General features: G+C 37.5%; 10 protein-coding genes. 5 read left to right on the top strand and 5 right to left on the bottom strand.

The features are described 5' to 3' along the window. Positions 1-107: 107 nt before the first annotated feature. Positions 108-995, bottom strand: a complete 888-nt coding sequence (locus tag ACN6MX_RS01050; protein WP_419960840.1) for a DUF4349 domain-containing protein — start codon at positions 993-995, stop codon at positions 108-110. Between the two features lie 195 nt (positions 996-1190). Between ACN6MX_RS01050 and hutU the strand changes: the two genes are divergently transcribed. From hutU to ACN6MX_RS01025, 5 genes are all read left to right on the top strand, one after another. Continuing rightward, positions 1191-2858: a urocanate hydratase gene (hutU, locus tag ACN6MX_RS01045; RefSeq protein ID WP_419960839.1), complete on the top strand. Its 1668-nt coding sequence runs from the start codon at positions 1191-1193 to the stop codon at positions 2856-2858. Positions 2859-2863: 5 nt separating this feature from the next. After that, positions 2864-4129: an imidazolonepropionase gene (gene hutI, locus ACN6MX_RS01040; RefSeq protein ID WP_419960838.1), complete on the top strand. Its 1266-nt coding sequence runs from the start codon at positions 2864-2866 to the stop codon at positions 4127-4129. A 106-nt stretch (positions 4130-4235) separates the two neighbouring features. Then, on the top strand, positions 4236-5753 hold the full coding sequence (hutH, locus tag ACN6MX_RS01035) for a histidine ammonia-lyase (protein WP_419960837.1): 1518 nt from the start codon (positions 4236-4238) through the stop codon (positions 5751-5753). A gap of 216 nt (positions 5754-5969) precedes the next feature. Further along, positions 5970-6137: a hypothetical protein gene (locus ACN6MX_RS01030; RefSeq protein WP_419960836.1), complete on the top strand. Its 168-nt coding sequence runs from the start codon at positions 5970-5972 to the stop codon at positions 6135-6137. Between the two features lie 810 nt (positions 6138-6947). Beyond that, positions 6948-7082, top strand: a complete 135-nt coding sequence (locus ACN6MX_RS01025; protein WP_419960835.1) for a sporulation histidine kinase inhibitor Sda — start codon at positions 6948-6950, stop codon at positions 7080-7082. A 124-nt stretch (positions 7083-7206) separates the two neighbouring features. Here ACN6MX_RS01025 and ACN6MX_RS01020 read toward each other — a convergent pair whose 3' ends face one another. The 4 genes from ACN6MX_RS01020 to ACN6MX_RS01005 all read right to left on the bottom strand — a co-directional run bounded on the left by ACN6MX_RS01020 (position 7207) and on the right by ACN6MX_RS01005 (position 11602). Continuing rightward, a complete protein-coding gene (locus tag ACN6MX_RS01020; protein ID WP_419960834.1) occupies positions 7207-7404 on the bottom strand; it encodes a small, acid-soluble spore protein, alpha/beta type in 198 nt (65 codons plus the stop codon). A gap of 101 nt (positions 7405-7505) precedes the next feature. Further along, positions 7506-8300 carry a VLRF1 family aeRF1-type release factor gene (locus tag ACN6MX_RS01015; RefSeq protein ID WP_419960833.1) on the bottom strand — a complete coding sequence of 265 codons (795 nt, stop codon included), beginning with the start codon at positions 8298-8300 and terminating at the stop codon, positions 7506-7508. A gap of 221 nt (positions 8301-8521) precedes the next feature. Continuing rightward, complete coding sequence (locus ACN6MX_RS01010) at positions 8522-10561, bottom strand: Na+/H+ antiporter (protein WP_419960832.1); 2040 nt, start codon at positions 10559-10561, stop codon at positions 8522-8524. A gap of 90 nt (positions 10562-10651) precedes the next feature. Next, positions 10652-11602, bottom strand: coding sequence for an MBL fold metallo-hydrolase (locus ACN6MX_RS01005; RefSeq protein ID WP_419960831.1), 951 nt, complete (start codon positions 11600-11602; stop codon positions 10652-10654). Positions 11603-12040 lie beyond the last annotated feature (438 nt).

Below are 12040 nucleotides of genomic sequence, written 5' to 3'. Positions count from 1 at the left end.
ATGATACCAATTTCTCTACACGAATAAAGCATCTCTTGTGAGATCAAGAGATGCTTTATTCACTGTTTATAGGATATGTTCCAATTAGAACACATCATTTTAGATTACTATTCTTTTATTTTCCTTCTCTTAATTACCCAAACTACCATAGCAGCAATAATTGCTAAAAGCACTAGCACTGGTAAATTACCAATTATAAACACTATAACCCCTGAGCCTATCGATAAAAGTGAATTTGTACTTGTTATAAATTGCTTTTTCGTTTTTTCCCATGTATTTAAGTCTTTGTTTTCTATTTCTGGAATAATGACACGGTTTTCATACATAGTTAGTTCAATCGTGGAAAAGGATGTTTGGTTTTCTAAATAATTTATTTTACCTACGAGCACCTCAATATCTTCTTGGATCTTTGCCAGGTCAGTGGAAATTTTCAGTAGGTCTTCTGTTTTTTCAGCATCCTTCATAAATGCTAGTAAGCGTTCCTCCACTGCACGTTTCGATTTTACTCGAGAACTTAAGTCTACATATTGCTCAGTTACATCCTGTCCAGTTACATTTTTTTCCAAAACTTTGGAAGCTTCTGCCTCTGCCTCGGACAAAAATGTTTCAAAATGCTTCTCCGGAATTCGAACAACCATTTTTCCAGTACTTGTTTCATCAGATTCCAAATACACATTGGACTCCACAATATAGCCATCATACTTCTTCACCTTTTGTTCCATATTATGCTGAGCCTTTTCTAAATTCTTTACATTCGTGCTAATTCTAGCCTGATGAATGATCATGCGAGTGTTTGGTGCCTCTATATCCTCCGTTGCACCCTCCTGTTCCACTTCTGCTTCCACACTTTTTTGTTCCTCATTTGCAAATTCCGCTGAATCAGATGCACTTTCTTCCGTACTCGTACTCATCTTGGCTGACTCGTCATCTCCACTACAGGCTGCTAATAATACGGATAGGCTTATGGTGACTAAGAATAACCATGCTTTTTTCAAAAAATTGCCCCCTTTTACATATCTGAATAATCAGACGATTAATATTGAAAAGAGTTTCATTTCCCTTTTACGGTACACTACCATGCTAATAATTTACCCCGTTAGCAGATGAGAAATTTTTACTTTTTTCACAAAAATCCTTAAATAGTTAGAAATTTTAGATAGAATAGAAGTAGAAATCGAGGAGGTATTTGAATGGGAACAGCAAACGATAAAATTATTCGTTATAGAGGAACCAAGTTGAATACGAAAGGTTGGCTGCAAGAAGCAGCACTACGCATGCTTATGAACAATTTAGATGCGGAGGTAGCCGAGCATCCTGACGAATTAGTTGTTTACGGTGGTATCGGAAAGGCAGCTCGCAACTGGGATGCATTTGACGCAATAGTTCGCTCCTTGAAGGAACTCGAAAATGATGAAACATTGCTTGTCCAATCAGGAAAACCAGTAGCGGTATTTAAATCGCACATCGATGCACCACGTGTATTAATAGCAAACTCCAATTTAGTACCAGCGTACGCTACATGGGAGCATTTTCATGAACTCGACAAAAAGGGATTAATGATGTACGGACAAATGACTGCTGGTAGTTGGATCTACATTGGCTCTCAAGGAATTGTTCAAGGCACTTATGAAACATTTGCTGAACTTGCTAAACAGCATTTTAATGGAACGTTAAAAAATACGATTACCCTTACAGCTGGTTTAGGTGGTATGGGTGCAGCTCAGCCATTAGCAGTGACGATGAATGGTGGAGTATGTATTGCTATAGAAGTAGATGAAACGAGAATAGATAGACGCATTGAAACGCGTTACACAGATCTGAAAGCGCATACACTGGATGAAGCAATTAAATTAGCAGAAGAAGCAAAATTAGCCGGAAAACCTCTTTCTATTGGACTTGTTGGAAATGCAGCGGATATATTACCTGAAATGATTTCTCGTGGTTTTACACCAGATGTGTTGACCGACCAAACTTCCGCACATGATCCCTTAAACGGCTACATCCCTTCTCAAACCTCATTAGTGGATGCAGCAACTTTACGTAAAGAAAATCCTTATGAATATATCAGATTATCAAAAGCCTCCATGTCCACACATGTAAAAGCTATGGTGGAATTAATGGATAAAGGAGCAATAACATTTGATTATGGAAATAATATACGCCAGGTTGCAAAAGATGAAGGTTTTGATCGAGCGTTCGACTTTCCGGGATTTGTCCCTGCTTATATTCGCCCACAGTTTTGTGAAGGGAAAGGACCTTTTAGATGGGTTGCGTTATCTGGGAATCCTGAAGACATATATAAAACGGATGAAGTAATACTACGTGAGTTTAGTTATAACACTCATCTATGCAACTGGATTAAAATGGCTCGTGAAAAAATCCAATTCCAAGGCCTACCTTCCCGAATATGTTGGCTAGGTTATGGAGAAAGAGCACGCTTCGGGAAAATTATTAATGATATGGTTGCCTCTGGGGAATTAAGTGCACCAATCGTCATTGGACGAGATCATCTAGATTCAGGATCAGTCGCCTCCCCAAATCGTGAAACAGAAGCGATGAAAGACGGTTCCGATGCAGTGGCTGACTGGCCGATATTAAATGCCATGATCAATGCAGTCGGGGGAGCAACATGGGTTTCTGTGCACCATGGAGGCGGGGTCGGAATGGGTTATTCCATTCACGCTGGTATGGTCATAGTGGCTGATGGAACAAAAGAAGCCGAAGCAAGATTAGAACGAGTGCTCACTTCAGATCCAGGTATGGGGATTGTTCGTCATTTTGACGCTGGTTATGAGCTTGCAGAAAAAACAGCACGTGCTAAAGGTATCCATATTCCGATGATGGAAAAGGAGGACTAAGGCTTATGAGCAAAGCAGTTTGGATTAGGCATATATCTCAATTAGTTACCCTGGCCAGTGAACAAAAAGGTGCCCGAACGAAAGAGGCCATGAGTGAGCTTTCTATTATTGAAAACGGAAGTATATGGATGGAAAATGAAGTAATTCAAGCTGTAGGTACAACAGAGGAGCTTCAAAGAAAGTATGCAAACCGTCTAGATGATGCGGAAATCATTGATGCATTTGGAAAACTCGTCACACCTGGACTTATCGATCCACATACCCATGTCGCATACGGAGGAAGTCGTGAGCTCGAATTTGAAATGCGTCTAGAAGGCGCCACTTATATGGACATTATGAATGCTGGCGGAGGTATCCATGCGACTTGCCGCATGACACGGGAAGCAACTGAAGATGAAATTTTTGTACCTACAGAGAAAAGACTAGACTCCTTTTTAGCTCATGGTGTTACTACTATAGAAGGAAAAAGTGGATATGGTTTAAATATGGAAACGGAACTAAAACAACTTCGCGTTATGCAGCGATTGCAGGAAAAACATCCAGTAGATATTGTTCCAACTTTTATGGGAGCACATGCTGTTCCCGCTGAATTTAAAGGAAAAGAAGATGAATACGTTGATTTGATCGTGAACGAAATGCTGCCTAAAGTAACTAGTGAAAAGCTTGCTAAGTTTAATGACGTCTTCTGTGAAGTAGGTGTCTTTACTCCTGAGCAATCGAAGCGAATTTTAGAGGCTGGGAAAGAACTAGGGTTGATCCCTAAAATTCATGCTGATGAAATTGAACCATATGGAGGAGCCGAGCTTGCGGCAGAAGTGGGAGCCATTTCCGCAGAGCATTTATTGAAAGCATCGGATATTGGTATTGCCGCTATGGCCAAACACGGGGTCATCGCATGTTTACTTCCCGCAACAGCTTTGTATTTACGAGAGACCGCTGCGAGAGGCCGAGAAATGATTGATGCTGGTGTGCCAGTTGCGATCTCAACGGATTGCAACCCTGGCTCATCTCCTACAACGTCGATGCCGCTTGTAATGAACTTAGCCTGTATTTCGATGAAGCTTACTCCTGCAGAGAGCTTATGTGCGGCAACATATAATGCAGCCTGTGCTATTCAAATGGAGGATAAGGTCGGCTCTTTAGAAGTAGGCAAACAAGCAGATATTGTGCTCTGGAACGTTCCAAATTACCAACAACTACAGTATTTGTTTGGAGTAAATCATGTGAATAGCGTGTGGAAAAAAGGAGTACAGGTCGTCGGTTCAACATGAAATTAGTCCTACTAAAATGACTTTGGAAAGCAGAAACAGGTACCTGTACTTTTTTCAATGGCTTACCGGCCTCAATTAATTCATCGTAGAAAGAATGTGATTAGTCTTGATTAATTTAAAAGGAAATGACCTTACACTAGAACATATGCGAGCTATTTTATATCAGCATGAACAAATAATAATAGATGATTGTGCAAAAGAAAATGTTGTAAAAAGTCGAAAGGTCGTTGAACAGATTGTGGAAGCTGGTCAAACAGTCTATGGTATAAACACTGGCTTTGGAAAATTTAGTGATGTGAGCATAAACGAGTCTGATGTTCACGCCCTTCAACTACATCTTATTCGTTCCCACGCATGTGGTATGGGAGAACCATTCGAGGAAGTTGTATCACGTGCAATGGTCGTTCTTCGTTTAAATGCATTACTTAAAGGATTTTCCGGCATTCGTTTAGAGGTATTAGAGCGGCTGGCATACATGGTGAACCATCGCATTCACCCCGTAATTCCTCAGCAGGGATCTCTTGGAGCCTCTGGTGACTTAGCTCCCCTCTCCCACCTTGCTTTAGTTTTAATAGGAGAAGGGTTCGTTTGGGACGGGGACGATCAAGTTCCATCTCATCTAGTTTGGGAAAAACATAATTTAAAACCCATAGTACTGGAAGCTAAAGAAGGTCTTGCATTGATAAATGGAACGCAAGCGATGACGGCTCAAGGAGTTATCAATTGGTTAGAATCTGAAACACTTGCCTATCAAAGTGAATGGATTGCCGCCATGACAATGGAAGCTCTATACGGCATTACAGATGCTTTTCATCCAGCTATTCATGAAGCACGAGGTTATCCCGAGCAAGTAGGAGTTGCAAAAAGGATGCTCGGGTGGCTTGAAGGCAGTCAGCTTGTAACTAAACAAGGTGAAAAACGTGTCCAGGATGCCTACTCTATAAGATGTATACCTCAAATTCATGGAGCTAGCTGGCAGGTCCTTGCTTATGTGAAGGAAAAACTGGAAATTGAGATGAATGCAGCTACGGATAATCCCTTAATCGTCGAAGATGGAAAAGTAATCGTTTCAGGAGGAAACTTTCACGGTCAGCCAATTGCATTTGCCATGGATTTCTTAAAGGTTGCAATGGCTGAGCTTGCAAATGTATCTGAGCGACGAATTGAACGTTTAGTAAATCCACATCTAAATGAAGGATTACCACCTTTTTTAAGCCCAGAGCCCGGATTACAATCTGGAGCTATGATTTTACAATATGCAGCAGCAAGCCTTGTTTCTGAAAATAAAACCTTGGCCCACCCTGCCTCTGTCGACTCTATTCCGTCTTCCGCAAATCAGGAAGATCATGTGAGCATGGGAACGATTGGAGCAAGACATGCCCATCAAATTATTCAAAATAGTCGTAGAGTCATCGCGATTGAGGCAATTTGTGCGGTGCAAGGAGTGGAATATAGAGGCAATAATCTTATATCTCCTACCTTACAGAACAAGTGGCTAGAAATGAGAGGCATCGTTTCTTCAATTACAGAAGATCGTATCTTTAGTGTCGATGTAGAAAAAACGTTTATGTATTTAAAAAAAGAAACTGCTCGTGAGTTTCAAGATATAACTACCTCTTCCTAAGTCGAAGAGGTAGTTTTTTTATAGACTATTTGGTCAGATCTATGTTCTTTTAGCATAATATTACGGGTTATTCTTGATGAATTTATCTTATTGTTACCAACATGTAAAAAACATCACGAGTATATGTCAACTTCTAAAAAATGTTTAGAACTAAATGCTTCTGGGGTAAGTACTTACTAATACACAAGAAATAATAAGAAAAGGGAGGAATTTTACATGATTAAAAAGTCTATCGCGGGACAAAATTGGTGGAAGATAGGTGCAGCTGCATTTTTATCAGTAGGTTTATTAGCGGGCTGTGGAGATGGAGAAAATGATTCGGATGTAGACGATAATATCGAAGAAGATGTAGACCAACAGCTTGAAGATGAAGACGGAGAGTAAATATTTGACCGTTGAAGTCAAGGATAACAATCATAAATAGCAGTTTCATTATCAAAAACAAGTCATACCCCCACTATTTTTCGTGAGGGTCATGACTTGTTATTTACATGTACAAGTTCCTTTCCCATTTAGTTTGTTGCATTTTTTACACTTTTTATTGGATATACTATTCACTTCCTTTTAATGATTTAAAACATATTATGTTTATAATGGATTGTCCAATTACACTCAAACTTCGACAAATACATAAAATTGATGACTGTGGATAAAGTTATGCACAACTAAAACCATGTTATATCTATAATAAGCTGTATAAAATAATAGTAATCCACACTTTATCCACTAAATTATGTGGATAAGTGTTTATATATTAACAATTTTCCTTCCACTATATCGAAAATATTTTCAAAACTGGGATTACTTTAGACAAAACCTAAAAAAATTCTATTTTTTTCATAGAAAAATGTTTTTAGAACCTTTATTTAAATGATTTTCAGGGAAATTTTTCGACAAAATTCGAGTTTTTAAAAAATGTGGATAACTTTACACACATAACTCACACTGGTATATATAAGTTTCGGACTACTATTAACAACTTATTAACAAATTATCCACTAATCCCTGTGGATAATAGAACAGTTGTTCTTAAGTGAGATATTTGTTAAATTAGTCTTAGAAAGAAAACTGAATTTCTTCATTTTATTTACCTTAATAATAAATTCCTGAACCTTTTAAATTTTGTTCACCATTACAAAGAAGCATATATCTACTTTTCCATATTAATTAATGAAAACGGAGGTGCAAGGGTTTATGAGTAAAATGTCTGACGATCTTCTAATCGAGTCTTATTTAACAGCAAAAAAACTGAAACTAAGTCCAGAATTTCTAGAACTATTAGAATCCGAAATTGCTCGCCGGTGCTTATCCATACAGAGTGTTAGTTAGATTTAAGATTTGCCGCTTGGGCTTATGTATTGATAAATTGTTTACCATTAAAAGCTGAGGAGATCCCTTCAGCTTTTTTCTAAAGAAAAAAAGCCGGTGGAATTTTCCACCGACCAAATAATTTTTAGCTAGGTTGATTTCCGTTCATTTGTGATTGGGCTTGAGCTACTAAACGCTTAGTAATTTCTCCGCCAACGGAACCGTTAGCACGCGCTGAAGCTTCTCCTCCAAGTTGAACACCGAATTCTTGTGCGATTTCATATTTCATTTGGTCAAGAGCTTGTTGAACGCCTGGTACTAGAAGTTGATTGTTGTTTGGCATGTTGTTCACCTCCTTGTAAGCTTATATTGTGTTTTTTTTTATCATTTATACCACCAAATACAACTGGACTTTTTGTTAATATTTTTCAAGTATGTTTGAATTTACTTTTCGAGGATTTGATGAATCACTTCATTCGCTTTACTGTTGTTTAAATTTTTGTAAATACAGCTTGCTGGTGAATCCCGTAATGTCTCTGTAAATGCATTCGCCATTTCTGCCTCTCCTGCAACATGAAACTCTCGCCAACCTCTTTTTTTCTTTAACTGTTCAATCGTTGTTCTCATTCCTTTATAAAAGGTACTCGCGTTGGATCTGTATTTTGTGTCTAAAACAGCAGTTTTGCTATCAGCAGTCGCTCGTCTTCCTCTACTATCTAATTTGACCTTTTCATTCCACGTTTCAGAAACTGGATCATATTTGAACGTTACATCATCTCGAACAAAGCCTAATGCCGTATCTAAAATACGAACTTCCCCAAAGCTAGGCATGATTATACCTGCTTCTGGATATGCTTTATACATATACTCCAGTTGTTCCGTGACAGGATGGTTTTCCCAATAGAAATTTGTTTTTACAGGTACCTGCACATAATGAACAGACCACAAATCATCATTTGCACTGGCAAAAATGACAGCGCCCTTTCGTAACTCTAATGAGTTTTTTTCCATTTCATTTTTTACTTTTTCCTTTACATGATTAAATGCTTTTAATTCCTTTTCATCACCAGAAGCTTCTATATACTCTCCAATACGCTTCAAACCACTTTTTAGATGTATCCCCCAAGCACCATTTAGTTGCTCAGGATCACCAGGATTTGTATTCAAATAAATACTCAAAACACTTCGGTTCATAGTGGTGTATGCTTTCAACGCTTCAATTTCTTTATTTATCGTCATTCTACCTTCCTCCTTCGTCTAACTCTTCGTAGTATCACCTTCCATTTAAGGATTACACAGAATAAATTATGATTAAATTTTGTTAATTTGAAGAAAGACAATAAGGAAATATAAAAAACGCACCGACTGTATTTAGTCGATACGTTTTGTCAAAAGACAAGAAAGTGTATACTTGTTACTCCATATTTGCCCAACGCTTGTCGGCGATTCTGCTTATTTTGTTAATGAGAATGGATGCTATTTTCCTCCATCCAATAAGCTTCTCGAATATTAATATGTCTTCGCATTTCCCTAGTTATTTCCATAGATATTTCACCATTTTGATACAAGTATTGAATTTCATCACGTTCTGCCTGAAAAGCCCGATCACGTAGCTCTCTTTGCACACTGATATAATGTCCCGAATCGGTTAATTTATTGGCTAGCTTAAATTTAACAATCATATCATTGTACTCTCCAATAAGTTGTACATTAACTACCTCGTTTTCAGAGGTCATTGTGTCCCTCAGATATTTTATAGCAGCTTTTGCCATTTCTACTTTAAAACTCACTACTTTATTGCCTTTTGCTATACGAACTTTGAATGTATCACGTTTTTTATGCAGAAATATCTTCAAAATATTATAATATCCTCTTTTAATAACTGTCCAAACAAGTAACACTCTATATAGTAAGCGATTAGTAACAGCCACACGCATTCGATGAATATGTTCTTCGATTAAGTAAAGTGATTCGCGGTCAATTTTGGTATTTGTTTTTAACTTTTCTATATAATCACTTTCAATTTCCAAGACTTTCATGCGAGTTGATGTTTCTAGTTCTTTTATACGGTCTGCTTCATCCTCACTTACAAATAGTAGCTGGTTTCTTATTTGATTGTAATTTGCAATAATCGAAACAGCAGCTCCACGATTTTCTTCCGTTGTTAGATCACGCAATGTACTGATTGCTCTTTCAGCCGTTCGAAGAATAACTAATTTTTCCATTTCCTCTTTTACTTCCTCCGTATTTCCTTTTTCCGATTTTGCCAGTAAAGGAAGGACGATACTTGCCAGAACAAGTGTCAATAGAATTACTCCAGCTGCTATAAAAATTATCAATGCACGCTGCGGGAAAACATCGCCATTCGCTAAGAAGTATGGAATTGTAAAGGCTCCCGCCAAAGTAACCGCACCTCGAACTCCTGCAATAGTTGTAATAGCAACGTATCGAATAGAAGGCTTAGTTAAATTTTTCTCTTTCATTAACCAACCAACCCACCAAGCTACATAAATCCAAAGCCAACGTAGTATCAATAGAGCTGCAGTAATGATGAAGATGTACATAATTACCTGATAATTATTAAATAATGGACTTTCAAATATCTCTCGAGAAACACTTGGAATTTGTAATCCAAGTAAAACAAATACAAGTCCGTTCAAAATAAATATAACAATCGTCCATGTGCTTTTTGACACTAATTGTAATTGTATAGCTGGTGACTGTTCACGATCTTTGAAAATGGCATGTACAATACCTGCTGCTACAACCGAAAGAATTCCAGATAGATGAAAGTGTTCAATTATATAAAAAATAATGAAAGGTGTCAGTAATTGGATAAGCATATGAAGCATAACGTCTTCCATACCTAATCGACGTATAAACACTTTCAATCGAATGATCAAATAGGCAAGTACCGCTCCTCCAAGAAACCCACCTAATGCTATTAGCACAAAACTTACACTTGCCTCAGCTAGCGAAAACACTCCTGTTACAGTAGCTGCAACAGCAAACTTAAAGGCAACTAATCCAGATGCGTCATTCATCAGACCTTCGCCTTCTAGAATATGCGTAATTGTCTTAGGTATTCTCACACGACTAGAAATCGCTCCGACTGCTACAACATCTGTTGGGGATAGAATTGCCGCTAGTGCAAATGCTGCAGATAATGGAATTGATGATATCAGCCAATGTATTAAATATCCTATTACCAACACGGTTAAGAACACTAGTCCAAGTGCCAGCATTAAAATCGGTTTACGTAACTTCCATAACTCATGTCTAGAAACGTTTTTTCCGTCATAAAACAACAACGGGGCAATAAAAAGAATAAAAAACAGTTCTGGTTCTAATTCAACATGTATTCCTAAAGGTAAAGCTGCAAGCGAGACCCCAAGTACAATTTGAATTAACGGAACTGGTACATACGGTAAAAAATGATTAATAAAATTAGATAATCCAATAATGACCAATAATAATAAGATGATTAAAAAGAACTCCACCAAATTTCCCCTTTTTCTTTACAAATATACCTATAAGTTTATAGGGATTACTCAGTAATTACAAATTTACGACCATCTTAAAAGCACTTCTCATGCCTTTTCTCTTTTTGCTAAATAATCCATCATTCCCATAGAACTTACTTCTAAATCTAATTTTATTAATCTAAATACATCATGACTTTCAAAAACACCTTCATTTTTCAAGTGTTCTTTCACTAACTTATCGAGTCTCTCTGCTAGCTCATCATATCCCTTCTCTTCCGCGTACACAGCTTCTGCTTCTGTCATAAAAATATTTAACCACATCGAAACTTGAGAAAGTGCTTCGTTTGGAGAATTCGTAACTCCAAAATGTCCATAATATATGTATTGAAGATCCATTTGTACAAAAAGCTCTATCGCTCTATGCATAGCAGTTGGATTGAATTGGTTTGGTGAGGTGGATGGTAAAAAGAACGTAACACCATCTGATATCAGTTGTTCATAGCGAACACCAACCGTATCTCCCGTAAACATTCCATTACTAATCGGATCATAAATACTAAAATGATGATTAGAATGACCAGGGGTATCAAAAAACTTTAATATACAAGTTGTCCCTATCTTTAATATATCCCCATCATTTTTTATGATCATTCGTTCATGGAGAATCGGAATGATGGGATCGAATAATTCTTCAAACTTTTCCCCATAAACTGCCTTTGCTCCAGCTATCAGCCTTTCTGGTTCCTCTAGATGCCTAATGCCTTTTGGGTGAACAACTATTCTCGCATTTGGACAATCTTTTAATAGAAGCCCCGCTCCTCCCGCATGATCTAGATGTATATGAGTAACGATTATGTATTTAACTTGGTCTAATGAAAAACCTAATGATTCCATTCCACTTTTCACATGCTTTACAGACGGACTTGGTCCAGTTTCTATTATTGTAAGTTCTTGTTCATCGATGACATACGTACCTGTGCGTTCTGACTCCCCCATGTCAAATCCATCGATTAAAAAAATTCTTTCATTTAATTTTTTCGGATACTTGTTTGCCATTTCCATATCGCCTCCATAATTGTATTTGAATATTGCGTAAATAATTCCCTTTTATTATTTTACCATTAATCTGATGATTAACTACGCAACTACAATTCAATAAATACTGAATTACTTTTATCTTTTTACCTGGCCATTAGAAAAACCAGGCAAAAAGATGCCCTGTCCTTTAAGGTCAAAACCTGTTTTTATCGTTTTCGAAAGGCTTTGGACAGACGTTTTGCTTTAGTATTACCAAATATTTTTTAGAGCAGCTGGTCGTGACGTTAGTCACGACCAGCTGCTCTTTTCTCGGTAATCTTATGGCGCTGGTCTGTCCGTCACCCTTCTGCAACTATTAGAAACAGATCAGTGCGTTTTTGGATAACTAGCTTACGAATAAACACGCTTTTTCTATCTATTTCATAAATTGTAGTGATAGGAAAAGGAGGACTGTTT

The organism is Psychrobacillus sp. BM2 (assembly GCF_048572895.1).
Lineage (GTDB): Bacteria > Bacillota > Bacilli > Bacillales_A > Planococcaceae > Psychrobacillus.
Note: the sequence above shows the minus strand (reverse complement) of the source record. Positions and strands in the feature narration are given on the sequence as shown.